The sequence below is a fragment of the Butyricicoccus sp. AM27-36 genome (assembly GCF_003480945.1).
In the GTDB taxonomy this organism is placed as follows: Bacteria; Bacillota; Clostridia; order Oscillospirales; family Butyricicoccaceae; genus Agathobaculum; species Agathobaculum butyriciproducens.
Window position 1 is genome coordinate 65,270 of sequence record NZ_QUJR01000002.1, and the last position, 25,757, is coordinate 91,026.

Annotated in this window: 21 protein-coding genes and 1 other annotated feature (1 of these 22 cut by a window edge); of the genes, 14 read left to right on the forward strand and 7 right to left on the reverse strand. The window is 54.9% G+C overall.

The genetic code is table 11. The features are described from left to right. Window positions 1–21 precede the first annotated feature (21 nt). The 3 genes from DW724_RS03940 (at window position 22) to DW724_RS03950 (ending at window position 3,139) form a co-directional block, all read left to right on the forward strand. The gene (locus DW724_RS03940) at window positions 22–924 is read left to right on the forward strand and encodes an RnfABCDGE type electron transport complex subunit B (protein WP_202183507.1); all 903 of its coding nucleotides are present in this window, start codon (window positions 22–24) and stop codon (window positions 922–924) included. Next, window positions 924–1,337 carry a Mini-ribonuclease 3 gene (locus DW724_RS03945; protein ID WP_118760751.1) on the forward strand — a complete coding sequence of 138 codons (414 nt, stop codon included), beginning with the start codon at window positions 924–926 and terminating at the stop codon, window positions 1,335–1,337. The genes DW724_RS03940 and DW724_RS03945 overlap by 1 nt, the downstream gene beginning before the upstream one ends. Before the next feature lie 593 nt (window positions 1,338–1,930). Further along, window positions 1,931–3,139, forward strand: a complete 1,209-nt coding sequence (locus tag DW724_RS03950) for a peptidylprolyl isomerase (protein WP_118760752.1) — start codon at window positions 1,931–1,933, stop codon at window positions 3,137–3,139. 58 nt (window positions 3,140–3,197) lie between these two features. On the opposite strand, the gene DW724_RS03955 is transcribed toward DW724_RS03950, so the two are convergent. Further along, the gene (locus tag DW724_RS03955; RefSeq protein ID WP_118760753.1) at window positions 3,198–3,749 is read right to left on the reverse strand and encodes a DUF3877 family protein; all 552 of its coding nucleotides are present in this window, start codon (window positions 3,747–3,749) and stop codon (window positions 3,198–3,200) included. A 226-nt stretch (window positions 3,750–3,975) separates the two neighbouring features. Here DW724_RS03955 and DW724_RS03960 point away from each other — a divergent pair, with 226 nt between their 5' ends. The 5 genes from DW724_RS03960 to DW724_RS03980 all read left to right on the forward strand — a co-directional run bounded on the left by DW724_RS03960 (window position 3,976) and on the right by DW724_RS03980 (window position 11,197). Continuing rightward, a complete protein-coding gene (locus DW724_RS03960; RefSeq protein ID WP_118760754.1) occupies window positions 3,976–5,373 on the forward strand; it encodes an alanine/glycine:cation symporter family protein in 1,398 nt (465 codons plus the stop codon). Between the two features lie 574 nt (window positions 5,374–5,947). Beyond that, entirely contained in the window at window positions 5,948–7,870 is a 1,923-nt protein-coding gene (locus DW724_RS03965; protein WP_118760755.1) for an NAD(+) synthase, read from the forward strand. 66 nt (window positions 7,871–7,936) lie between these two features. Continuing rightward, entirely contained in the window at window positions 7,937–8,590 is a 654-nt protein-coding gene (locus tag DW724_RS03970) for a VanZ family protein (RefSeq protein WP_117488140.1), read from the forward strand. A 106-nt stretch (window positions 8,591–8,696) separates the two neighbouring features. Further along, window positions 8,697–9,533: a prephenate dehydrogenase gene (locus DW724_RS03975; protein WP_118760756.1), complete on the forward strand. Its 837-nt coding sequence runs from the start codon at window positions 8,697–8,699 to the stop codon at window positions 9,531–9,533. Between the two features lie 263 nt (window positions 9,534–9,796). Beyond that, the gene (locus DW724_RS03980) at window positions 9,797–11,197 is read left to right on the forward strand and encodes a uracil-xanthine permease family protein (RefSeq protein ID WP_118753466.1); all 1,401 of its coding nucleotides are present in this window, start codon (window positions 9,797–9,799) and stop codon (window positions 11,195–11,197) included. A 482-nt stretch (window positions 11,198–11,679) separates the two neighbouring features. Here DW724_RS03980 and DW724_RS03985 read toward each other — a convergent pair whose 3' ends face one another. Both DW724_RS03985 and DW724_RS03990 read right to left on the reverse strand, forming a co-directional pair. After that, window positions 11,680–12,297 carry a nucleotidyltransferase family protein gene (locus tag DW724_RS03985; RefSeq protein WP_243105688.1) on the reverse strand — a complete coding sequence of 206 codons (618 nt, stop codon included), beginning with the start codon at window positions 12,295–12,297 and terminating at the stop codon, window positions 11,680–11,682. Next, window positions 12,287–12,628 carry a winged helix-turn-helix domain-containing protein gene (locus tag DW724_RS03990; protein WP_118760757.1) on the reverse strand — a complete coding sequence of 114 codons (342 nt, stop codon included), beginning with the start codon at window positions 12,626–12,628 and terminating at the stop codon, window positions 12,287–12,289. The genes DW724_RS03985 and DW724_RS03990 overlap by 11 nt, the downstream gene beginning before the upstream one ends. 138 nt (window positions 12,629–12,766) lie before the next feature. Here DW724_RS03990 and DW724_RS03995 point away from each other — a divergent pair, with 138 nt between their 5' ends. The 3 genes from DW724_RS03995 to DW724_RS04005 are packed head-to-tail and all read left to right on the forward strand — an operon-like array spanning window position 12,767 to window position 16,308. Then, complete coding sequence (locus DW724_RS03995; RefSeq protein WP_118477967.1) at window positions 12,767–13,531, forward strand: FAD binding domain-containing protein; 765 nt, start codon at window positions 12,767–12,769, stop codon at window positions 13,529–13,531. A gap of 12 nt (window positions 13,532–13,543) precedes the next feature. Continuing rightward, window positions 13,544–14,017, forward strand: coding sequence for a (2Fe-2S)-binding protein (locus DW724_RS04000; protein WP_118360063.1), 474 nt, complete (start codon window positions 13,544–13,546; stop codon window positions 14,015–14,017). Beyond that, window positions 14,014–16,308 (forward strand): xanthine dehydrogenase family protein molybdopterin-binding subunit, encoded by a 2,295-nt coding sequence (locus tag DW724_RS04005; RefSeq protein WP_118760758.1) that lies wholly within the window; start codon window positions 14,014–14,016, stop codon window positions 16,306–16,308. Before DW724_RS04000 ends, DW724_RS04005 begins: the two co-directional genes overlap by 4 nt. A 148-nt stretch (window positions 16,309–16,456) precedes the next feature. Here the strand turns inward: DW724_RS04005 and DW724_RS04010 are convergent, their stop codons facing one another. The 4 genes from DW724_RS04010 to potA are packed head-to-tail and all read right to left on the reverse strand — an operon-like array spanning window position 16,457 to window position 20,197. Next, window positions 16,457–17,494, reverse strand: a complete 1,038-nt coding sequence (locus DW724_RS04010; RefSeq protein WP_118760759.1) for an ABC transporter substrate-binding protein — start codon at window positions 17,492–17,494, stop codon at window positions 16,457–16,459. Next, window positions 17,491–18,300, reverse strand: coding sequence for an ABC transporter permease (locus tag DW724_RS04015; protein ID WP_243105689.1), 810 nt, complete (start codon window positions 18,298–18,300; stop codon window positions 17,491–17,493). The genes DW724_RS04010 and DW724_RS04015 overlap by 4 nt, the downstream gene beginning before the upstream one ends. Further along, window positions 18,297–19,148: an ABC transporter permease gene (locus DW724_RS04020; RefSeq protein ID WP_243105690.1), complete on the reverse strand. Its 852-nt coding sequence runs from the start codon at window positions 19,146–19,148 to the stop codon at window positions 18,297–18,299. The genes DW724_RS04015 and DW724_RS04020 overlap by 4 nt, the downstream gene beginning before the upstream one ends. After that, a complete protein-coding gene (gene potA / locus DW724_RS04025) occupies window positions 19,145–20,197 on the reverse strand; it encodes a spermidine/putrescine ABC transporter ATP-binding protein (RefSeq protein ID WP_118753471.1) in 1,053 nt (350 codons plus the stop codon). The genes DW724_RS04020 and potA overlap by 4 nt, the downstream gene beginning before the upstream one ends. Before the next feature lie 686 nt (window positions 20,198–20,883). Between potA and DW724_RS04030 the strand changes: the two genes are divergently transcribed. From DW724_RS04030 to DW724_RS04040, 3 genes are all read left to right on the forward strand, one after another. Further along, window positions 20,884–21,804: an FUSC family protein gene (locus DW724_RS04030; protein WP_118760760.1), complete on the forward strand. Its 921-nt coding sequence runs from the start codon at window positions 20,884–20,886 to the stop codon at window positions 21,802–21,804. 752 nt (window positions 21,805–22,556) lie between these two features. Then, window positions 22,557–23,972 carry a cysteine--tRNA ligase gene (gene cysS / locus DW724_RS04035; RefSeq protein ID WP_118760761.1) on the forward strand — a complete coding sequence of 472 codons (1,416 nt, stop codon included), beginning with the start codon at window positions 22,557–22,559 and terminating at the stop codon, window positions 23,970–23,972. A 342-nt stretch (window positions 23,973–24,314) separates the two neighbouring features. Then, window positions 24,315–25,700 (forward strand): citrate/2-methylcitrate synthase, encoded by a 1,386-nt coding sequence (locus DW724_RS04040; protein WP_118760762.1) that lies wholly within the window; start codon window positions 24,315–24,317, stop codon window positions 25,698–25,700. Between the two features lie 54 nt (window positions 25,701–25,754). Then, window positions 25,755–25,757 (forward strand) — a sequence feature (ribosomal protein L10 leader region); it runs 162 nt beyond the window's last position.

Below are 25,757 nucleotides of genomic sequence, written 5' to 3' on the forward strand. Positions count from 1 at the left end.
GGGAGGACACAAGAAATGGATATGCAAAATGTTATTTACGCGGTAGCGGTACTGTTCATCATGGGTATCGTTTTCGCAATCCTGCTCGGCGTTGCCGCTAAGGTTTTCGCTGTAGAGGTTGACGAGCGCATCCCGCTGGTACGCGAGTGCCTGCCGGGCGCTAACTGCGGCGGCTGCGGCTTCCCGGGCTGTGACGGTCTGGCTGCTGCAATCGTAGAGGGCCGTGCGCCGGTAAACGGCTGCCCGGTCGGCGGTGCTGCTGCGGCTGAGAAGGTCGCAAAGGTACTCGGCGTTGAGGTTGCTGCCGGCGACCGTCAGGTTGCACACGTTTACTGCAACGGCGGCTGCAACGCAAAGGACAAGGCAAACTACGAGGGTCTGCAGGACTGCAACGCTGCAATGCGTGTAGCAAGCGGCCCGAAGGCTTGCTCCTTTGGCTGCATGGGCCTCGGCTCCTGCGTAAAGGCCTGTGCGTTTGACGCAATCCACATTGTGGACGGCGTTGCAAAGGTTGACACCGACAAGTGTGTTGCCTGCGGCAAGTGTGTTTCCACCTGCCCGAAGAAGATCATCAACCTGGTATCCGAGGTCAAGAAGGTTCACGTTAACTGCGTGAACAAGGACAAGGGTCCGGAAGTAATGAAGGTTTGCTCCAACGGCTGTATCGGCTGTAAGATGTGCGAGAAGACCTGTAAGTTCGATGCAATTCATGTAGTAGACGGCGTTGCCAAGATCGACTACGACAAGTGCAAGAACTGCAAGATGTGCACCAAGGCATGCCCGAAGGGCTGCATCGAGCCGGTTCCGACTGAGGAAGAGAAGGCCAAGTTCAAGGAAATGCAGGCTAAGCAGGCTGCTGCTGCCAAGGCTAAGGCTGAGGCTGCAAAGCAGGCCGCTGAAGCAAAGGCTGCTGAGGACAAGTAATGACCGATCATCTGCACCCTGTGCTGGATGACGCTGCGATCGCCCGCATGACGAGTCTTGCACTCGCCCATGTGGGCGACGCTGTTTATGAGATACTCGTGCGCACGCATTTGGCGTGTGGCGGCACTCAGACCGCGAAAAACCTGCACAGCCGTACGATCCAGCTCGTTCGTGCGTCCGCGCAGGCGGAAGCGGTAAAGTGCATTCAGCCTATGCTCGATGAAGACGAGCAGACCGTTCTGCGTCACGGACGCAACGCAAAGCCGAAATCCGTGCCGAAGTCGGCCTCCGTGGCAGAGTATGCCTATGCGACTGCACTCGAGGCGCTGTTCGGCTGGCTGTACCTCAAGGGACGCTATGAGCGTATCAATGAGCTGTTTGAGGTTATCTGTCAAGGGTTTGACGCGAAATGAACAAAGAGAACCGCGGAAGCGGTTCTCTTTTTGTTTGCAGTAATTGAGAATGGAAAATGGAGAATTGACCAGATGGTTTTCGTTCTCCATTTTTGCATTTTACGGGTGTTTTTTCGTTAGAAAAGGTGCGCCGAGTCGGCGCACCCTACGGTATAACATTTATCATCAGATGAAATTCGCAGGTGCTGTCTGTAGCTGCCAGGCCAATGAGTTGCGCGACACGGGTATCCCTCAGGGGACCTTCTCTTGCCTTTCGGGCAATTCACCTCGTGTCGCGCCTGCGGAGAGTAAACCGCCTGTGTAGCAGTAAGCTATCTGTGAACCGCGAATATTTCACGAAAGATACGCAAGAGTAACCCGACTGCCGTTCTCCTTCTCGAAGCGGTCGCCGGTCTCCGGTCTGCGCCGGATTAGGAATAAAGGAAGCGGGATTCACAAGGGTGGAAACCTTGGTGTCCATCCTTGTGCCCCAGCGGGCAGCGTCCCCAGCGGGCAGCGAAAATTGTGATGTTTCTGTGTTTTCGCTTGTGCCTGTTCCGAAATAGTGTTATACTGATAGCGTTCGTAAAATACAGAAAAGGGAGCATAGTAATATGAGCAAGTTAGTGCAGCGCATCGTTGCGCTGGTCGTTATGCTGGCTGTCGTTATGAGCGCAACCGCATACGGCGCATCCACCTTTGTGGTGGATTATCAGGAGCTGAAAAGCGATGCACCGGTTGTTATGACGGTCAACGGTGAGGAAATCCACGCAGATGAGTATGCAAGCTATATGATGAGCCAGATCATCAATTATCAGCAGATGTACGCTATGTACGGTCTCTCTGAGAAGAATATGGCATCTACATTCGGCGATGCCGCAAAGGAGTCCGCAAAGCAGCAGGTCGCTCTGATCCATATCGTTAAGCAGAAGATGGATGAGCTGGGCCTGTCCCTGTCGTACAGCCAGAAGAAGAACATTGTTACGGCAAACAAGCAGAATGCGGAGCAGCTCGGCGGCGAGGACGCTTATCTGCAGCGTCTGGCTTCGATCGGCTTTGACATGGACCACTACAATAACTACCAGTATGTCAGCGCATGCGCACAGGTGCTGAAGGATTACTACTTCGGCGAGAACGGCGTAAGTGTTCCGAGCGATGACGAGCTGCAGAAGTATTTCGATGACAACTACATCACTGCAAAGCACATCCTCATTCTGACTAAGAATCCGTCCACCGGCGAGACCACCCGCACCGATGAGGAAGCAAAGAAGGAAGCACAGGCTGTTCTGGATCGCCTGAACAACGGCGAGGACTTTGACGCGCTGCTGACCGAGAAGAACGAGGATGCAGGCGAAGCACAGTATGCCAAGGGCTATACCTTCACCGAGGGTCAGATGGTAGACGAGTTCTACAACGCTGCCAAGGCTCTGCAGGAAGGCGAAGTTTCCGGCCTGGTCAAGAGCCAGTATGGCTACCACATCATCAAGCGCTGCGAGCTGAATCAGGATGAGTTTGAGAACATGCGCGATTCCATCATTGCGGCTGTTGCTTCCGAAAAGGGCACTGCCGGCTCGATCGACGAGATGATGCAGCAGTGGATCGACGAGGCTGACATCAAGACCACCGATGCTTACGACGAGATCACCTATGATAACACCAAGGACTATCTGCCGGCTGACGTGCAGACTGTTCTGAACAGTGATACATCGGATGATGACGGCAATGCGCAGACTGAGGACGCGCAGAGCGAAGACCAGTCCGCAACCGACAGCCAGACCGCGACTGACGAGGCCCAGACGGCTGATACTGAAGCCGCTCAGTAAAACCGCAAAACAGAAAGGACGCTCCTTGAGCGTCCTTTTTTCATGCTTATATGGGGATTTAGAACCCAAACGCCGCATAATCCTCCGGCGTAAAACGGTGATAGACGGCATCACCGTCATCATCCAGCTTGATGCAGTAGCGGTAGCTGTCCGGTGTGCCGTCCTCGAAGTACACGAGGTAGTCAAACTCCTCGTTGCCCTCGAGCTTCTCACAGTGTACCTTGTCGGAAAACTGATGGAACACCGCAAGAATATCGTCAAAGCTGACCGTCAGACCGCGCATTACCTGCAGAAATGCACGCAGAAACGCGGGTTCCGGCAGCTGTTCATGCACATACTGTGTGCCTTCTGCGGAAATGTGGAAGCAGAAACGCTTGTCATCGCGGGTGACTTCGATTGCACCGAGCGTGCCGGCGGTGTGCGCGGAAAGGGAAGCGAGCGCACGCTCGGTGTTGTCCGCGTCCTCCTCCGGTGTGCCGAGCAGACGCGCCACGGATTCCGTGGGATAATACAGCGTGATCGGGTGGTGGTCGTAGCCGATTTTGAGCTGTGCTTCCTGGATGACGTCGGTCAGGCTCTTTTCCAGCCGTTTATAATTCACAGAGTTCATAGGGAACACCTCGATAGTTTTTAATTCGATACGATTATAACATACGATAGGAGAACGCGCAATATCGCGTCAAATGCCGAAAAAGTGTCGAATATGCACGAATATGCTTGCATATTTTCGAGAAATTCGATATAATATAAGCCTGCGACGCTTATCCGAACAAAAATGGTGGGTAAGCGCCTTCTCTTGTCCGAAAGAGAAGAAAAGTGAGGAAGGAATCGGATACATGGAAGTATTTGTTGCATTAATGAACAAAATCGACAGCTGGATCTGGGGTCTGCCCATGCTGGTGCTGCTGTGCGGTACGCATATTTTTATGACGTTCCGCACGGGCTTCATCCAGCGCAAGACCTTCACCGGCATTCGCTTGTCGGTGACAAAGGACCCGGATTCACCGGGTGACGTCAGTCAGTTTCAGGCGCTGACGACTGCACTCGCATCGACCATCGGCACGGGCAACATCATCGGTGTCGGCACGGCCATCTATCTTGGCGGACCGGGTGCCGTGCTGTGGTGCTGGCTGACCGGCGTGTTCGGCATTGCCACCAAGTACGCGGAGAGCCTGATCGCGGTCAAGTACCGCGTGCAGACCGCGGACGGCCGCATGATGGGCGGTGCGATGTACGCGCTTGAGCGCGGCCTCAAGTGGAAGAAGTTCGGCAAGGTGATGGCGGTGCTGTTTGCATTGTTCGCCATGCTCGCCTCGTTCGGCATCGGCTGCGGCACGCAGATCAACGCGATTGCCGAGGTGCTGGAGACCAACCTTCCCATCAGCCTGCCGCGTATCGCAATCGGCATTGTTTTCGGCATTATCACCGCGATTATCATTATTGGCGGCATTGAATCCATTGCAGTTGTATGCGAAAAGCTGGTGCCGCTGATGGCGCTGTTCTATGTGGTCGGCTGCATTGTTATTCTGTGCACCAATTACGATTTTCTGCTGCCGGCTCTCAAGGCCATTTTCGTGCTGGCGTTCAAGCCGGGCGCCGTGACCGGCGGACTGGTCGGCGGCGGCATCCGTCTGGCGCTGCAGTACGGCGTGGCACGCGGCCTGTTCTCGAATGAGTCCGGCATGGGTTCTGCACCGCTGGTTGCCAGCGCGGCACAGACGCGCAATCCGGTGCGGCAGGCGCTCGTTTCTGCGACCGGCACCTTCTGGACGACGGTTGTCGTGTGCCTGATGACCGGTCTGGTGCTTGTCTCCTCGATGATGAAAAATTCGGCGGTCAATGCGGAAAATATGGCAAACGGCGGTCAGATGACCACCGCAGCATTCGCACAGATTCCGTATATCGGTCCGCTGATTTTGATGATCAGCATCATTACGTTCGCGTACTCCACCATCCTCGGATGGTCGTACTACGGCGAGCGTGCCGCTGAGTATCTGCTCGGGAAAAAGGCAATTCTGCCGTATAAGGTGCTGTTTATCGCGGTCGTGGTGTGCGCACCCGTGCTTGCGCTCGACCTTGTGTGGACCATTGCGGACGTGCTGAATGCATTCATGGCCATCCCGAACCTGATCGCTGTGCTGCTGCTCTCCGGCGTGATCGCGGCAGAGACAAAGCATTATCTGAAGCATCTGGATGAAAAGGATGAGTCTGAGATTCCGGTTGTCGATCGGTAAGTAATTGAAAATGGAGAATGAAATCATTTCATTCTCCATTTTTTCGTTTTGCGATTCGTTTTCGCCCACCATATGTACGAATGAATAACATGGACAAATGCAATTCGCAGGTGCCGTCCGTAATATCCAGATAAACGAGTTGCGCGACACGGGTATGTCGCGCCTGCGTGGAGTAGCCGATATGTGTAGCAGAATGGTATCTGACACTGCGTATAGGTAGAGAAATGGGCGCACACTGTGCGCCCCTACGGTAGAAAAGCTCCTCTGCCGTTCCCTGTTTCGAAGCGGTCGCCGGTCTCTGGTCTGCATCAGATTAAGAAATAAAGGGAAACGGGAGTCAAGAGGGTAGAAACCGTAGGTGTCTACCCTTTTGCCCCCACGCCGTGGGTACGGCGAACTCCCGCCGCCCGCAGGCGGTAACTCTTCGCTCGGAAACAACATACCGCTTGCGCGCTTCGCGTACCCAGTCTTGTGGGTGCACAAGTTTTCTTCTGAGGGCATTTCCCTTGCGTAAACGCGCAAAAAGAGGTATACTAACTCTATCTGGACTATTCCACTGGAAGGAGCATCACCGATGCGAGATGGATTTATCAAAATTGCCGCGGCAACGCCTGATCTGCACGCTGCGGACTGTGCATATAATACCTCTGAGATCGTAAAACTGGCGAAGGAGGCCGCTGCCAAAGGCGCGAAGCTCATCACGTTCCCCGAGCTGTGCCTGACCGGCTATACCTGCGGCGATCTGTTCCTGCAGGAAATGCTGCTCGAGGGTGCGCTGGAGGCGCTGAACACGGTCTGCCGCGAAACGGCAGAGCTGAAAGCCGTCATCGTGGTCGGCCTGCCGCTGCGTGTGCGCGGCAAGCTGTATAATGTGGCCGCTGTCATCAATGCCGGTGACGTGCTGGCGTTCGTGCCGAAAACCCATCTTCCGAACTACTCCGAGTTCTACGAGCAGCGCCATTTCGTATCGGCAGATGCGTTGGGTTCGATCGAGAGCGTAACGCTTACTGATACAGCCGGTGAGCCGCGCTATGTACCGATTGTGACCGACAGCATTTTTCAGTGCGATGAGCAGCCGCTGTTCACCTTCGGCGTAGAAATTTGCGAGGATCTGTGGGTGCCGAATCCGCCGTCTACTACGCTGGCGCAGATGGGCGCGCACATTATCGTCAACCTGTCCGCATCGGATGAGATCATCGGCAAGGCGGGCTATCGCCGCGACCTTGTTCGTCAGCAGTCCGGACGACTGCTGTGCGCGTACCTGTACGCGGATGCCGGTTTCGGTGAGTCCACGCAGGACCTTGTTTTCGCGGGTCACGACCTCATCGCGGAGAACGGTGCGCTGCTGGCTGAGAGCAAGATGTTCTCGCAGGGCATCATTTACGCGGATATCGACCTCCAGCGTCTGGCGCACGAGCGTCAGCGCATGAACACATTCGAGTCTATCGAGGGCAGCGTGTTCTCGTTCTCGCTCGAGCCGGTGGAGAACGACCTTGTTGACCGGACCTTCCCGCGCACGCCATTCGTTCCGGCGAACAAGGCGCTCCGCGATGAGCGCTGCGAGGAGATTCTCACGCTGCAGGCAACCGGTCTGGCGACCCGTCTGCGCCATACGCACGCCAAGACGGCAGTTGTCGGCCTGTCCGGCGGCCTGGATTCCACGCTGGCTCTCATCGTGCTCGTACATGCGTTTGATATGCTCGAACTCGACCGCAAGGGCATTCTGGCCGTCACGATGCCGTGCTTCGGCACAACCGCCCGCACCAAGGGCAACGCGGAAAAACTGGCGGAAGCCTACGGCGTTACGCTCAAGACCGTGGACATCAAGGCGGCGGTCGATCAGCATTTCATGGACATCGGTCAGTCCAAGGACGATCTTTCCGTCACCTTTGAGAACGGTCAGGCGCGTATGCGTACGCTGGTGCTGATGAACCTCGCCAACAAGAACGGCGGCATGGTTGTCGGTACGGGCGACCTGTCCGAACTGGCGCTCGGCTGGGCGACCTACAACGGCGACCACATGAGCATGTACGGCGTGAACGGCTCTATCCCGAAAACGCTGGTGCGCTACCTTGTCGCTTACGAGGCAGACCGCACCCTCGGTGAGTTGTCCGACGTGCTGCAGGATGTGCTCGATACCCCGGTATCACCCGAGCTGCTGCCGCCTAAGGACGGCGAAATCAGCCAGAAGACCGAGGATCTGGTCGGCCCGTACGAGCTGCACGACTTTTTCCTGTATTATATGCTGCGCTTCGGTTATCCGCCGCGCAAGATCTTCCGCGCCGCGCACAAGACCTTTGCAGGCGTGTATGACGATGCGACCATCAAGAAGTGGCTGACGACCTTTATGCGCCGCTTCTTTACGCAGCAGTTCAAGCGCTCCTGCCTGCCGGACGGCCCGAAGGTCGGCACCGTAACGCTTTCGCCGCGCGGCGACTGGCGTATGCCGTCGGACGCAGTGTCCGCGCTGTGGCTCAGGGAAGCGGAGAACCTGTAACAGAATTTTTGACATAGGGCGGGTACTCCCGCCCTATGATATTCCAATACAAAGGAGAATCTCCTTTTGAAGAATTTAATTCGCGGCATAGCGGTACTGCTGACAGCGGTATTTCTGTGCTTCAACATCTATTATGAGTTAGCACCCGGAATCACCGTTGCACCCGAGCAGAAATTCATGTTTGCAGCGATTTTTGCGGTGCTTTTGCGTGCTGCGCTGTTCTGCGGCGTGCCGGACAATACGCGTCCGACACGGCGGCGGCTGTACATGCTGGTGCTGTTTCTGTACTACATATGGGTGCTGCTGAATGTGCTGTTTTTCGATAACGCATTCGGCCGCGGATTTGGTCATACCTCGCTCGATATGGTGAATCTGGAGCCGCTCCGCACGGTGAAAAATTACCTGTTAGCCTACGGCTACGGCAATATCTCACTGCGGCTTGTGGTGCTCAATCTGGCAGGCAACCTGATTGCGTTTGCGCCGATGGGCGTGTTCCTGCCCGCACTGTTCCGCTGGCAGAGAAGCATTTTCTTCTTCACGGCGTCGCTCACGCTGAGCATCACGGCAGTGGAGGTGCTGCAGATCTACACCGGCACCGGCTCGTGCGATGTGGATGATCTCATCCTCAATCTGGCAGGTGCGCTGCTTGTGTTCGTTATCTGCCGGATTACGCCGTTGTGGCACCGGATTTGCAGTGTCAATCCAAGACCAAAGAAATGATGAAATAACAACCGGCTGCAAAGGCAGTCGGTTTTTCATTGACAAACCCTGTCTGCCGTTATAAACTTTAACTGAATAAAAAACAAAAGATAGGGGGAACCCATTCATGTTTGATACCGTACTCATCGCCGGTCTGGGCCTGATGGGCGGCTCGATGGCGAAAACCATCAAGGCGCGCACGCTCAGCCGCGTTTTGGGCTGGAACCGCACGCGTGCAACCGCAGAGCAGGCACTGGCTGACGGCTCGATTGACGCGATTGCGACCGAAGCGCTGTACAAGGAGGCTGACCTTGTTATCATCGGTCTGTACCCGCAGGCAACGGTAGACTGGCTGCTCGAGAACATGCCGAAGATGAAAAAGGGCTGCGTGATCGTGGATATGGTCGGCGTCAAGCAGTTTATGGTCGATCGTCTGGAGCAGGCGGCGCTCGATGCCGGTGTGCACTACGTCGGCGGCCATCCGATGGCGGGCCGTGAGTTCTCCGGTCTGGATTTTGCCCTGTCGACCCTGTTTGACGGTGCGAGCATGATCTTTGTGCCGACAAAGAGCAGCACCGAGCGTGTGCTTGAGCAGCTGGAAGCGTACTTCATGTCGCTCGGCTTCGGTCAGACCGTGCGCTGTACCGCGCAGCAGCACGATCACATGATCGCGTTTACCTCGCAGCTGGCGCATGTGGTTTCCTCGGCGTACATCAAAAGTCCGGAGGCGGACAAGCACAACGGCTATTCGGCGGGCAGCTACAAGGATCTGACGCGTGTTGCCAAGCTGAATGAGACCATGTGGAGCGAGCTGTTCCTGTGCAACGCAGAGCCGCTCGCGCAGGAGATTGACGAGGTCATCAAGCACCTTGACGAATACCGCAAGGCCATCCGTGCAGGAGACCGCGAGGAACTGACCATTCTGCTGAGAGACGGACGCGAGCGCAAGGAAAGACTGGGTTAATCAGAAATTCGAAACGATACGAAAAGGGACAATGCCTGTGTGCGTTGTTCCTTTCCTTTTGCGCGGATTCGGGAAATTGTTAAGGAAACAGGTCGCAGAACGTAAATTTTTGCGCATACCTCCAAAATCCTGCGTCTGTCTGCGCAATCCATTTACATAGGAATTTGTTTTTGTTATAATTTATTTGCATGAAATCAGAAAGTGTTTTGCTAAGGGGAATGAATGGCACGACACTTTACAGGACAACACAAAGGAGTGTGGGTATGCAAGAGAAAATTTCTATGGACGCAGCGCACGATTTTGAGGCAAAAATGCCTTTGTCGCGCAAGATTCCGCTGGGACTGCAGCACGTTTTTGCGATGTTCGTCGGCAACCTGACGCCGCTGCTCATCATCATGGGTGCGTGCGGCATTGCAGGCGGCGAGTTCGCGGACCTGCAGGTAAGCGTTCTGCAGAACGCGATGTTCGTGGCCGGCGTGGTAACGCTGGTGCAGCTGTTTTCCATCGGCCCGATCGGCGGTAAGGTGCCGATCATCATGGGTACAAGCTCGGGTTTTATCGGCGTGTTCAATAGCGTTGCGGCTACCATGGGCGGCGGTGTGATTGCGTATGGCGCGATTATGGGCGCGTCCATTCTCGGCGGCCTGTTTGAGACGGTACTTGGCTTTTTCCTCAAGCCGCTGCGCAAATTCTTTCCGGCGGTCGTTACCGGCACGGTCGTGCTGAGTATCGGTCTGTCGCTGATCTCGGTCGGCATCAATTCCTTCGGCGGCGGCAACTCTGCGAAGGATTTCGGCTCGATGGAAAATCTGCTGCTGGCGCTGTTCGTGCTGGTGGTTATTCTGGTCGTCAAGCACGGCTGCAAGGGCTTCCTTGGCTCGTCCGCGATCTTTGTCGGCATTATTGCAGGCTACATTGCGGCAATCATCATGGGTTTTGTTCTGCCGACCACCGCAGTTGACGCGGACGGTGTAGAATTCACCAAGGCATGGGTACTCAACTGGGACAAGGTAGCACAGGCCGGCTGGTTTTCCATCCCGAAGCTGATGCCGGTAAAGCCGGTGTTTGATCTGCGCGCCATCCTGCCGGTGCTGGTTATGTTTATTGTTACCGCAGTCGAGACCGTCGGCGATATTTCGGGCGTTATGGAAGGCGGCATGGGCCGTGAGGCAACCGACAAGGAGCTGTCCGGCGGCGTAGCCTGCGACGGTATCGGTTCGTCGTTTGCGGCGCTGTTCGGCGTACTGCCGAATACCTCGTTCAGCCAGAACGTAGGCCTTGTTACCATGACCAAGGTTGTCAACCGAGGCGCACTGGCCGTCGGCGCGATCTTCCTCATTCTGTGCGGTCTGATTCCGAAGCTGGGCGCGATCGTGTCCATTATGCCGCAGTCCGTGCTCGGCGGTGCGGCTGTTATGATGTTCTCGTCCATCGTTATCAGCGGTATCCAGCTGATCACCAAGGAGGAGATGACGCCGCGTAATCTGACCATCGTGTCGGTTGCTCTGGGTGTCGGCTACGGCATGGGTGCCAATATGACCATTCTGGCACAGGCGCCGCAGGCGGTTCAGCTGATTTTTGGCGGTTCCGGTATTGTACCGGCAGCGTTTGTTGCGATTCTGCTGAATATCGTGCTCCCGAAGGATAAGAAAACCGAAGCATAATGCAAAACCCCGGAAAGAAGTTCTTTCCGGGGTTTGAGACTGTCGAAAAACTAACGTTTTCCGAGCAGTCTCTCGCTCGAAACCACGCTTTCGAGCGAATTCCGAAGAAAAACCGCGCCCTGACGGGCACATTTTTTCTTCCCTTGTATAAATTCCGAGATACATGCTCCCGGAATTTATGAATTTGCTTCGCAAATTCTATTTTATGCGTGCTGCCGCACGAAGCGTAAAAATTAAAATAATACTTTTTTGACAGACTGAAACCCCGGAAAGAAGCTCTTTCCGGGGTTTTTAACTGTGAATGGAGAATTGAGAATGGAAAATGATTGTAACGGTCAACCATTCGCCATTCCGATTGAGAGAGGCGTAAAATAATACTGTAGGGTGCGACGACCTCGGCGCACCGTGTAAACCGACTGCACAAACGTAACCGTAGGGGCGCACAAGGTGCACCCGCATAACGCCACATCAAATGGTTGGCATTACCGATAAAATGAATCGTTTTGAAAAATCATTTTTAATTCTGCAAGAACGTCCGGCGTATCCGCGTCCATCAATTCCGCCGGATGCTTTACGGGAAACAGCGTAACCTGTTCCGCATGCCGTTTGACAACTACGCCGCCGCCCTTGCCTTCGGGAAGAGAACGCAATTCCTCAAAATAATCCGCGCCGAACAGCACGGGACTGCCCGGCGTACCGCTTTGCGGTTCGCATAGACGGAAAATCCGTGATCGTTTCCTCGGTTGCGCACAGAACGCCGCAGCCATACCGTCGAGCGTTTTCCTCGTCAGCAGCGGCTGATCACCCGGCAGAAACACGCAGCCGGACATGGCAGGAAACCGCGGCAGCAGGTACTCCAGTCCAAGCCGCACGGTGTCGCTGCGAAAGGGAAGGGCATGGTGCAGGACAGGAATGCCGCATTCTTCACACAATGCCTGCACCTCGGTCGAGCGGGTAACGACCACGCGGTGCAGCTCCTCTGTCACGGCGAACGCACGGCAGAGCAGCGGTTTTCGGTCGAATTCGGCAAGCAGCTTGTTGGAGCCAAACCGTTTTGCCAGTCCGGATGCCATGATCACACATCCGATTTCACGTTTCATCGGGGAAAAACTGCGGATAGAGCTGTTTTCCTGCCTGTTTGCAGGCGTCACGATACTGCTCATAGCGATAGAGAAACTCCTTTGCCTCGTCGGTGAGTACGCTGCCGCCGCCTCCTTTGCCGCCGATTTTGCGCTCGGTGAGCGCAAAACCGAGCACCTGCTCAGCATGACGAACGAGTCCGAGCGCCTTGGTGTATGCCATCTGCATAGACTGCGCGGCGGCGCGAAGCGATCCGGTCTGCTCGATGGCATGCAGCAGACGGCACGGTCCCTCACCGAAAAAGCGTTCGCCGTTCTCATCGAACAGCATCACGCGGATATTTGGCTGCATGGCGGCTCCTTTCCCACAACTTTTTCTTTTCCGTTGTATTTTGATATTCACAACGGCATTATAGCAGATTTTGTGGTAAAATAAAAGTAGTATACTGAAAAGATAACACATTCCCCTGAAAGAGAGAGGATATAACGTATGTTGACGATACGGGAATACAAAAAAGCCGAGTCGCTCGAGGAAGCGTATACGCTCAACCAGAAAAAGTCCAACCGCGTGATCGGCGGCATGATCTGGCTCAAAATGGAGACGCTGAATGTCGGCACGGCAATCGACCTGTCCGGTCTGGGACTGGACACTATCGAGGAGACCGACACCGAGTTCCGGATCGGTGCGATGGCCTCGCTGCGCGCGCTGGAGCTGCACGAAGGACTGGCAGCCTACACGAACGGTGCGATGCGCGAGTCTGTGCGCCATATTGTCGGCGTGCAGCTTCGCAATCTGGCGACCGTCGGCGGCAGCCTGTACAGTCGGTTCGGCTTTTCCGATGTGCTGACCATGTTCCTTGTGCTGGATGCACAGGTAGAGCTGTACAAGGGCGGCATTGTGCCGCTTTCCGAGTACGCCGAAAGACCCAAGGACCGCGATATTTTGGTGCGCGTGATCGTTCCCAAGCGAAAGGCGAAGTTCAATTACCAGTCTGTGCGCATCAGCCAGACCGATATTCCGGTGCTGACCTGTGCGTCCGTCAAGGACGAAAACGGCTACCGGTTCGCCATCGGTGCCCGTCCGGCACGCGCACAGATTTATGCACAGCCTGTGGATAGAACGGCAGAGCAGATGGCAGAAGTCGTTCGGGCGGAAATTAAGACCGGCAGCAGTCTGCGCGGCAGTGCGGAGTACCGCAGACACCTCGCGGGTGTGCTGGTGCGCCGTGCGGCACAGGCGCTCGATGCAGAGTAAGGGGGAACGGATATGCTGATCACAATGACATTGAATGGAAAGAAAGTAGCAGACGATGTGGCGGCGGATACGCTGCTCATCGACTTTGTGCGGGGGCATGGCTGCCTGAGCGTCAAGCGCGGCTGTGAGACTGCAAACTGCGGTCTGTGCACCGTATTTATGGACGAAAAGCCGGTGCTGTCCTGCTCGGTGCTGGCAGCGCGTGCAAGCGGACATACGATCACGACCTTGGAGGGCTTGCAGGGCGAAGCCGCCGAATTCGGCGCGTTCATCGCGGATCAGGGTGCGGAGCAGTGCGGCTTCTGCAATCCCGGCTTTATGATGAACGCGATCGCGCTGTTCCGCGAAAAGCAGGACCCGACCGATGAGGAGATCAAGGAATATCTGGCGGGCAACCTGTGCCGCTGCTCGGGGTATGAGGGACAGCTGCGCGGTATCCGCGCATATCTCGACTGGAAAAAGCAGAGAGAGGAGGACGCACAGTGAAGGTAGTCAATCAGCCGCTCCGTAAAAAGGATGCAATGCAGCTTGTGACCGGTCAGCCGGTGTATGTGGACGATGTAACGCCGCGCGACTGCCTGTGCGTCAAGCTGCTGCGCTCGCCGCACGCGAACGCCATCGTCAAGTCTATCAACAAGACCGCCGCGATGAAAGTCCCCGGCATGGAGGCCATCTTCACCTGGGAGGACGTAGACCAGAACGGCCGCCGCTATACGCAGGCCGGTCAGACTTATCCGGAGGCCAGTCCGTATGACCGCCTTGTTATCGACCGTCATGTGCGCTTTGTCGGTGATGTGGTTGCCATCCTTGCCGGTGCGGACGAAAAATGCGTGGATAAGGCAATGAAGCTGGTCAAGGTGGAGTACGAGGTGCTCGAACCGGTGCTCGATTTCCACACGGCAAAGGACAATCCGGTGCTCGTGCATCCGGAGGACAACTGGGAGAGCCTTGCGCCGGTCGGCGCGGATAACAAGCGCAACCTGTGCGCGCACGACGAGTGCGGCAACGGTGATATTGACGCGGTCCTCGCGGACTGCGATGTTGTTATCGACCGCGTGTACCATACGCAGGCATGCCAGCAGGCGATGATGGAAACCTTCCGCACCTACTGCGAGATCGACACCTACGGCCGTCTGCACATCATCAGCTCGACCCAGATCGTGTTCCACACCCGCCGAATCGTGGCGAACGCACTGCATATTCCGAAAAGCAAGGTGCGCGTCACCAAGCCGCGTATCGGCGGCGGCTTCGGCGCGAAGCAGACCGCAGTCAGCGCGGTGTATCCGGCGTTTGTCACCTGGATGACAAAGAAGCCGTCCAAGATTATCTTCAGCCGCGTGGAGAGCCAGATTGCCTCCTCGCCGCGTCACGAGATGGAAATGCACGTTCGTCTGGGCGCAAACAAGGACGGCATCGTGCGCGGCATCGACCTGCACACGCTGTCCAACACCGGCGCGTATGGCGAACACGGCCCGACAACGGTCGGTCTGTCCGGTCATAAGTCGATTCCGCTGTACGGCAAGGCCGAGGCGTTCCGCTTTACGAGTGACGTTGTGTACACCAATCACATGTCGGCGGGCGCGTACCGCGGCTACGGCGCAACGCAGGGCCTGTTCGCGGTGGAGAGCGCGGTAAACGAGCTGGCGAATATCCTCGGCATGGACCCGTTCAAAATTCGTGAGATGAATATTACGCACGAGGGTGAGATTATGCCCGCGTACTACGGTCAGCTGAATACAAGCTGTGCGCTCGACCGCTGTCTGGCGCGCGTGCACGACATGATCGACTGGGATAACAAGTATCCGTGCCGGGACATGGGAAACGGCAAGATTCGTGCGGTCGGCATGGGCATGGCGATGCAGGGCTCGGGTATCACGAGCATGGACGTCGGCAGTGCGACGCTCAAGGTCAACGATGAGGGCTTTTACACGCTGCTCATCGGCGCGGCTGACATGGGCACCGGCTGTGATACCACGCTTGCGCAGATCGCGGCAGAGGTGCTTGAGTGTCCGCTTGACAACATTACCACGCTGAGTGCGGACACCGACTGGTCGCCGTATGATTCCGGCTCGTATGCCTCGAGTACGACCTATGTCACCGGCAAGGCGACCGAGAAGTGCGCGCTTGAGCTGCGCGGCAAAATCTGTGCGCTCGGCGCAAAGCTGCTCGGCTGCGACAAGGCGCAGGTCAGCTTTGACGGAAAGGAAGTCCGCGTAGAGGAAGGCGAAAATGCAGGCAAGACCATTAACCTGAGTGATATTGCGACGGCTTCCATGAACGGCAACAGCATCGAGCTGCAGGCGACGGTTACGCATTCGTCCGAGATTTCGCCTCCGCCGTATATGGTCGGTGCGGCTGAAATCGAGGTGGATACCGAAACCGGCGAGGTAACCCTGCTGGATTACGCTGCGGCAGTGGACTGCGGTACGCCCATCAACCCGAACCTGACGCGCGTGCAGGCCGAGGGCGGCATTGCGCAGGGCATCGGCATGACGCTGACTGAGAGCGTCACCTATGATGACCGCGGCTATCCGATGGAGAATTCGCTTTTCCAGTATAAGATTCCTGCACGCGTGGATATCGGCAAGATTCGCGTGGAATTCGAGAACAGCTACGAGGGCGAAGGCCCGTTCGGCGCAAAATCCATCGGCGAGGTTGTTATCAATACACCGCTGCCGGCGATTTCGGATGCAATCCGAAATGCCGTAGGCAAGCGGTTCTATGAGCTTCCCATCACGCCGGAAAAGATTGCGATGGCAGCGATGGAGAAGAAATAAGCATGCAAAAAGAATGTATCCGATCGGATACGTTCTTTTTTACTGTAAAATTGGGGACAGAGTGGAGAGTTGAGAGTGAAGAGTGGAGATTATCCGATGGTTTGCCTTGGATGCGAATCCATCGGTTACAATATCTTCACTCTTTTTCTCACGTTAAGATATCAACCCACAAATCATTATAGTACTGGTTGATTTCCGTCGGCAGATTGGTATACGCCTCAGTCGGATACTGCGTAATATCCGGGAAATATAGCGGGTCGCTGGTGATTTCCTCGTCCAGTTCGTTATAGACCTCGGTCTGCGGACTGGAATAGCCGATGTACTCCCAGTTTGCCATCGCCGCCTCGGTCGAGCACATGAAGTTGATGAACTTTTCCGCGCCCGAAACGTTCTTCGCGTTCTTCGGGATACACATGGCATCTACAAACAGGTTGGTGCCCTCCTTCGGAACGTAGAATGCGAGATCGGGATTTTCGTCTATCATCGTGACGGCATCGCCATTATAGTACGGTGCAGCCACAATTTCCTCACTCGGCAGTTTTTCGAGAATCTGGTCCATCCAGATGCCCTGATATACCGGTTTTCCGGCGATGATAAGGTCAGCCGCCTCGCGCAGCTCGTCCTTGTCGGTGGTGTTGAGCGAATAGCCGAGGTACATCAGCGCAATGCCGAGCGCATCACGCGAGTTGTTGAACATCGCGGTGCGGTTGGTGTATTTGGGGTTCCACAGCAAATCCCACGAGCCAATATCCGCTTCATCGACGTATCTGGTGTTGTACACGATGCCGACCACGCCCCATGTATAGGGAACGGAATACTTCTGCTCCGGGTCGAAGTCCAGATGGGTGTATTTCTCATCGATGAGCTTCATATTGGGGATATGGTCGTAATTGAGCGGCTGGAGCATATCCTCGTCGATAAATCGCGAGATGGCGTAGTCGGACGGGATAATGACGTCGTAGCTCGTGGTCTGGATGCGCGAATACAGGTTTTCGTTGGAATCGAAGGTGTTGTAAATGACCTTGATGCCGGTTTCCTCTTCGAACCGGTCGATGAGGTCGGTGTCGATGTACTCGCCCCAGTTATACACATTGAGCACCTCCGCCGAGGATGCATTGCCGCAGCCGGAGAGCAGTCCGGTGCACATCGCGCCGCACAGCAGCAGGGAAAGCATGCGTTTTTTCACGGCTGCATCGCTCCTTTCCGACGGGCGGCTTCGCGGCGTTTCTCGTCGCGGGACTGGCGCATATTGATGACGATAAGCAGCACCAGCACGATCAAAAACAGAATGGTCGAGATGGCGTTGATCTTCGGTGTCATGCGGTGGCGCGTCATGGAGTAGATAACGACTGACAGCGGCTGACTGGTCGTGCCGGCGGTAAAGTAGGAGACCACAAAATCGTCAATCGACATGGTGAACGCCATGATAGCGCCCGTGACGATGCCCGGCATGATCTCCGGCAGGATGACCTTGCGGAGCGCCTGATGCGGCGTTGCGCCGAGGTCGAGCGCGGCCTCATAGGCGTTCTTATCGAGCTGGCGCAGCTTGGGCATGACGTTGAGCACGACATACGGCGTGCAGAACGTAACGTGCGCGAGGATAAGGGTCAGGTAGCCCTTGTCCAGACCGATGGCGGCGAACAGCAGCATGAACGTTACGCCCATGATGGTATCCGAGGAGGACATCGGGATGTTGTTAACGGTCAGGTAAGTCGCCTTGGCTCTGCGGCTCATGTTGTGGATGCCGATGGCGGCAATCGTGCCGAGCACGGTTGCAATCACGGCAGCAGCAACAGCCACGAGCAGCGTGACATACAGTGAATGGAGAATATCCGCATCGCGGAACAGCTCGACATACCAGCGGGTGGTAAAGCCGTTCCACAGGCGGCGCGACTTGGAATCGTTGAACGAGAAGATCATCAGCACAACGATAGGCGCGTACAGGAACAGGAAAATCAGCAGCAGATAGAAGTTTTTGAAAAACTTTTTCACAGCAGCAGACCTCCTTCCTCGGAGGAGCCGTCATCGAACTTGTTCATGATCCACATACAGATAAAGATGAGGATGATCATGACGAGCGCGATTGCTGAGCCGAGGTGCGGGTTGTACGCACCGCCCATGAACTGCAGGTCGATAAGGTCACCGACGAGCAGGTTTTTGCCGCTGCCGAGCATCTGCGAAATAACGAACGTGGACACGGACGGCACAAATACCATTGTAATGCCGGAAATCACACCGGGAATGCTCAGCGGGAAGATGACGCGGCGGAACACCAGATGGGTCGGCGCGCCGAGGTCCTGCGCGGCTTCGATCAGCTTGCGGTCGAGCTTGATGAGAACGGTATAGATGGGCAGCACCATAAATGGCAGAAAGTTGTACACCATGCCGAGCACGATAGCGCCCTGTGTGTTGATAAGCGGAATATAATCGAGCGAATAGCCGAAATGGCTCTGCAGGAAGGATATTAAGCCAATGGAACGGAAAAACTGGTTGATGAAGCCGTTGTTCTCCAGAATGGACATCCATGCGTAGGTGCGGAGCAGAAAGTTTATCCACGTCGGCAGCATAATCAGCATCATGCAAAGGCTCTGTTTGCTGGCGGACAGGCGGCTCATCAGATACGCCATCGGGTAGCCGAGCACGAGGCACACCACCGTTGAGAGAAACGCCAGCCGGAACGACCGTCCGAAAATCGGCAGATAGCCGGGCAGATAGCTGAAATTATGCAGGGTAAAGCCGCCGTCCGCATTGTGGAACGCGTAGACCACGACCATCAGAATCGGGGCAAGGATAAATACGGCGAGCCATACGCCGTAGGGATAGGCAAAGGACTTTTTCACGCTTGCGCCTCCGCACTCTTGTGCATGATGTGGATGTCAAACGGAATGACGGACAAACCGACCGTCTTGCCGACCGACTCTGCCATGGTGGAATGCACCATGAAGGTGAAGAACTGGGTGCGAACCATCATCTCGTAGTGCACGCCCTTGAATACGATGGACTCAACAACGCCCTGCAGCAGACCGTCACCGGCGTAAACGATTTTAAGATCCTCCGGACGGATAACGACATCGACCGGCGCATTCTTCTCGAAGCCCTTGTCCACGCACTCGAAGGTGCGGCCGCAGAACTCGACCTTGCAGTCCTCGAGCATCACGCCGTCAATGATATTGGATTCACCGATGAAATCCGCAACAAAGGCGTTGACCGGCTCGTTGTAGATATCAGTCGGGCTGCCGACCTGCTGGATAACGCCGTGGTTCATAACGACAACGCGGTCACTCATCGTCAGCGCTTCTTCTTGGTCGTGTGTGACGTAGATAAAGGTGATGCCGGTGCGCTGCTGAATACGCTTCAGCTCGATCTGCATATCCTTTCGCAGCTTGAGGTCGAGGGCACCGAGCGGCTCGTCGAGCAGCAGCACACGCGGCTCGCATACCAGCGCACGCGCGATGGCAACACGCTGCTGCTGACCGCCGGAAAGACTGGTCACATCGCGGTTTTCAAAGCCGCGCAGACCAACCAGCTCGAGCATTTCTGCGGTTTTGCGCTTGATGTCTGCGCGGTCCAGCTTTTTGATGTGCAGACCGAAGGCAATATTCTCCGCAACATTCAGGTGCGGGAACAGCGCATAGCGCTGGAATACGGTGTTGATCTCGCGCTGATACGGCGGAACATCGTTCAGGCGCTTGCCGTCGAAGAATACATCGCCGGAATCCGGCTGCTCAAAGCCGCCGATGATGCGCAGTGTGGTCGTTTTGCCGCAGCCGGATGGACCGAGCAGGGTCACGAACTCGCGGCGCTTGATGGACAGCGAAATGCCGCGCAGCACAGGCGTTCCATCAAATTCTTTTTTCAGGTTTTGCAGATCAACCAGATTTTGATTCAATCCTCATCACTCTCCCCAAACAGGTAGCAGCCCCAAACCGAGCGGGTCAGGCTCTGTTTGGGGTCGCTCTATATCTATATTATAGCAAATAATTTTTATCATATAAATAGTATATGGAAATGCCGTAAAAGTCAAGGTGATACGCAGATTCTGCTCGCAAAAAGCAGGGAAATTCGAGGGGAGGATGCTCGGTTTGGAGGATTTGCCAGCTTTGTTATGTAAAACGTACAAGCTGAAATAGCTTGATTTGTACACTTCGCAAACGGATACTGTTAAATATGCACAAAAAGATGGCGCTTCGATTGGTAAAGGTTCATAAAATATGGCTCTTGTAACAGAGGCGGTTATCGTGTATTATAATACCTGTGATCAGGAAATGATCCAAACACAAAAACGCAATTTAGTCATTAACTTTTAAGGAGTTGTATATATCATGATGAAGGGTTTCTTTAATGGTCTGGTAAGCGCACGCATGATGGAGCTGGATAACGGTCGTTCTTTCTCTAAGGCTCGCAAGGCAGAGCGCACTGCTAAGTAAGCGGTAATCAAACCGAATTTATAAAGGCTTCCCGGAACAGATGGCCGGGAAGCCTTTTTCTTTGTGTGACAGGATTGTGTTGGCTTTTACCGATAGAATGTGGTACACTTAAAAACATACGGTATTCAGGGGTAAAGGGGATAGGACGTTGCAGTTTATCAAACGGTTTCGGGTAGGCCAGCGCGCCATCAAGACTGCGGTATCGGTCGGTCTGGCGCTTGCACTGGCGATGGTGCTGGGTTCCAGCCTGCCTATTTTTGCAGCCATCGGTGCAATCTCGGTGATGAGCCGTACCTGGGTGGATTCACTCAAGGAGAGCCTCAATCAGATAGCGGGTACATTTCTGGGCTATCTGATCGCATGTGTGTTTGTTACCGTGCTGCCCAATCCAACGTTTTTCGTGTGGATGGCGCTCGGCGTGCTGTGTGTGATTTCGCTGTGTATCGGTCTCAAGCTGAATTTTGCGATTCCGCTGGCGAGCATCGTGTTTGCGGATGTGTGCCTGTATACCGGCGGAGATTCAATCGTGTATGGCTTCCACCGCTTCACGGATACGCTGGTCGGTCTGGTGGTGGCGCTGCTCGTCAATGTGGTGATTCGGCCGTATAACAACCGCCAGAAGATCATCAATACGATGGATGAGATTCAGAAAATGTTTCTGCCGCTGCTGCAGTCGCGTGTGCTCGAGCATCGTTATCCGGATCTGACGCCGCTGACTGAGAAAATGACCTCGCTTGCGTCCGAGCTGCGTATTTTCGAGAAGCAGCCGGTAGCGCTGTGGCAGCATGCCGTGCGTGTTGCCGCCCGACGGCAGGAGGCGGCTTATCTGCGCGGCTGTGAGCAGCTGCTTGCTAAAATGTGCGGTGAGCTGGCGGCGCTGTGCAATATGGACTCCAATCCGGCACCGGGTGAGAAAAGCATAGAGCGGCTGACCGCGCACGGCCTTACCGCACCGGAAAACCTCAAGGATTACTGCCGGTGCTCACCGGTGGATGCACAGGTTATGGATTTCCATATCGGCAATCTGCTCGATGCGTATGATTTTCTGACTGCGTTTCATCATGTGTAAAAATATACCGCAGGTGCACGAACTGTTAAAATCGTGCACGCTGCGGTGTTTTTATAGTCATACAGCGCATAGACAAAATACGCCTTAATCTGCTATGATATATACACGCTGTTTTTGTATGGCGGTCAGCCCTTTCTTTCCCCGCGGTCTGCGGTGGAAAGGAGGTGGGCGCAGATGAAGAAGAAAGCACTTCAGCTTTTTATTTGTGCGGTCATTGTACTGTACATTTTCTTCGTAAAAGCGCGATGACCGCTCGGCTGGTCCCCGAACGGTCATTAGCATAAAACTTTTGATTCGATAAAGGGCTGACTGCATAGACAGTGTCCCTGTATATCCATAGTATACCGCGGAAAGCGCTGTTCGTCAAGATGGTGCTCTCTGCGGTGTATTTAATTTTGCGGAAAGCTGTGGTCTGCACCGGTCGGCTTGACTTCTCATCACAAAATGGTTATAATAGAACCATTATAATCGTTATTTATGCGATGACGCAGGAAAAGTAACCGGCTCGCCTTGCGCGAAAGAGAGAAGCTCCTCGGCTGAAAGGGCTTTGCGCGGGAAACGGTGAAGTGCGCCTGCCGAGCAACAGGGTCAAACGCCCTGCGGAAAGTGCCCGTTACCGCACTGCACGAGCGAAAAATCGGAGTGGAACCGCGTTTGTACGCCTCCCGAGGGAAGAATATCCCTTGGGAGGCTTTTTTATTCCCGAAACTCCGCATAGCTTTCCTGAAAACCATCAAAAGGAGATAAAAATCATGAAACTCTACAACACGCTGACCCGTCAGAAGGAGGAATTCGTTCCGATCACGCCGGGCGAGGTAAAGATGTATTCCTGCGGTCCGACGGTATACAACTATTTCCATGTCGGCAACGCACGTCCGTTCATCATTTTCGATCTGCTGCGCCGTTACTTCGAGTACCGCGGCTACAAGGTTGAGTTCGTTCAGAACTTCACCGACATTGACGACAAGGTAATCAACAAGGCGAACGAGGAAGGCGTGGACTTCAACACCATCGCTGAGCGTTATATTAAGGAATATTTCGTTGATGCACAGGGGCTGGGCGTCAAGAAGGCGACCGTGCACCCGCGTGCAACCGAGACCATGGACGCTATTATCGATATTGTTGAGCGCCTGATCGAGAACGGCCACGCTTACGTTGCTGAGAACGGTGACGTATACTTCCGCACCAAGTCCTTCCCCGAGTATGGCAAGCTGTGCCACCAGCCGATGGAGGAGCTGCAGGCCGGCGCCCGCATTTCTGTCGGTGAGGTGAAGGAAGACCCGATGGACTTCGCGGTCTGGAAGGCTGCAAAGCCGGGTGAGCCGGCTTGGGATACGCCGTGGGGCAGCAAGGGCCGCCCGGGCTGGCATATTGAGTGCTCGGCTATGGCGAACAAGTACCTCGGCAAGACCATCGACATCCATTCCGGCGGTCTTGATCTGATTTTCCCGCATCACGAGAACGAGATCGCACAGTCCGAGTGTGCAAACGGCTGCACCTTTGCGCATTATTGGCTGCACAACGGCTTCCTGACCATCGACAATGAGAAAATGTCCAAGTCCAAGGGCAACTTCTTCATGGTCCGCGACGCAGCAAAGCAGTTCGGCTATGAGACCATCCGCATGTTCATGCTGAGCGCGCACTACCGCACTCCGCTTAACTACTCCGCTGAGTCGCTTGAGATGAACAAGGCCTCCCTTGCCCGTCTGTACGAGGCCCGCAATAATATGGAGTTCCGCATCGAGAAGGCATCCGGCGACACCATGACCGCCGAGGAGACCGAGAAGCTGGAGGCTCTGAAGGGTTACAAGCAGAAGTTCATCGACGCAATGGACGACGACCTGAACACCGCTGACGCACTGTCCGCTATCTTCGAGCTGACCCGTGAGATCAATGCGTACAACGGTGCACATCAGGATGCAACCAAGGCATTCCTGACCGCAGCGCATGATCTGTTCATGGAACTGACCGGTGTGCTCAATCTGGTGCAGAACCGTGACGATGCGGTTGATCCGGACGCAGAGAAGATCGAGGAGCTGATCGCGCAGCGCGCCGCAGCCAAGAAGGAGAAGAACTTCGCTGAGGCAGACCGTATCCGCGGTGTGCTGGCTGATATGGGCGTTATCATTAAGGATACCCGTCAGGGCACGCAGTGGAGCCGCAATTAAATCGCAAATCCTGACTATTTGATAGTGAAAGTCCTCTGTTCGTGTGTGGATAGAGGACTTTTTGCGTGTTTCCGCACGGGCAGAGCATCTTGCTGACGCAGCACGCGTGTGCCGGTCAACCGGTGCTAAGGCAACACTGCAGGCGACTTTTTCACTTCAAATTGATAAAAACTTTGCACGCTGCAAATAAAAATCTTGCGTGATATCAGGATAAACAAGCGGAAAACCTGCAAAAAAGCGGTTTTTGTCGGTTTATACAAGTGTCGTTGATTGACATTTTTGCAGGATTGCGGTACAATATATTCATTATCTGATTTATTGGGACGGAAAGGAGAAGGCGGAATGACGATTCAGCCTGATTATGTAAAGGAAGAACTTTTGCATGAACTGAGTGAGAGCTTTCGTATGCACAACCAGCTCCCACCCGATCTGTTTACGCGCTACCGCATCAAGCGCGGCTTGCGTAACGCGGACGGTACCGGTGTTCTGGTCGGTGCTTCTCATCTGGGCAATGTACACGGTTATATCGTCAACGAGGGCGAGCGTGAGCCGATCGAAGGCCGCCTGACCTATCGCGGATATAATGTATATGACCTGATTCACGGTCTGGAGCAAGAAAACCGCTTCGGCTTTGAGGAGATCGGTTATCTGCTTATGTGCGGCAAGCTGCCGAGCCGCCGTCAGCTGGCGGAATTTCAGCATACCATTGGTCTGGAGCGTGCCCTGCCGGACAACTTCACCGAGGATATGATCATGCGTGCGCCGAGCCGCGACATCATGAACAAGCTGGCAAGCGCAACGCTGGCACTGTATTCTTATGATACGAATCCGGATGAAACCACGGTCGAGAACATCATGCGTCAGGGTATCAGCCTGATGGCCAAGTTCCCGGTTATCATTTCGCACGCATATCAGGCAAAACGCCGCTACTTTGATAATGATTCCATGTTCCTGCATGTGCCGGATTCAAACCGTTCGACCGCAGAGAATATTCTGCACCTCATCCGTCCGACCGGCGAATTCAACGATGACGAGGCTAAGCTGCTCGACCGCTGTCTGATCCTGCACGCCGAGCATGGCGGCGGTAACAACTCGTCTTTCACCGTGCGTGTTACTTCTTCGTCCGGTACGGATACCTATTCGGCGATCGCGGCTGCGGTTTCCTCGCTGAAGGGCCCGCGCCACGGCGGTGCAAACCTGCGTGTCGTCAAGCAGTTTGAGGAGATGAAGGAGAATATCCACAACTGGAAGGATGAGACCGAGGTCGGCAATTATCTGCGTAAGATTTTGAATAAGGAAGCCGGTGACGGCTCCGGCCTGATCTACGGCATGGGCCATGCGATTTACACCTTGAGCGACCCGCGTGCCGTTGCACTGAAGAAGGCTGCTCGTCCGCTGGCGGAAAAGACCGGCTATTCGGACGAGATGGATTTGATCGAGCTGGTAGAAAAGCTGACGCCGGGTGTCTTTGCCGAAATCAAGGGCAGCGACAAGCCGATGTGCGCGAATGTCGATATGTATTCCGGCTTTGTTTACAAAATGCTCGGACTGCCCAAGTCGCTGTATACGCCGCTGTTCGCTACCGCGCGTATCGTCGGTTGGATGGCACATCGCCTTGAGGAAGTTACCACCGGCGGTAAGATCATCCGTCCGGCGTATAAGCCTGTTGCGAAGAATGTCGAGTACGTTAATATTGATGAGCGGAATGACGGTCCAATCAATGACTGATTTTTAATTTTTAGTTTTTTTGAAAAAAGTGTTGACAACCTGCTCTATATGCGTTAT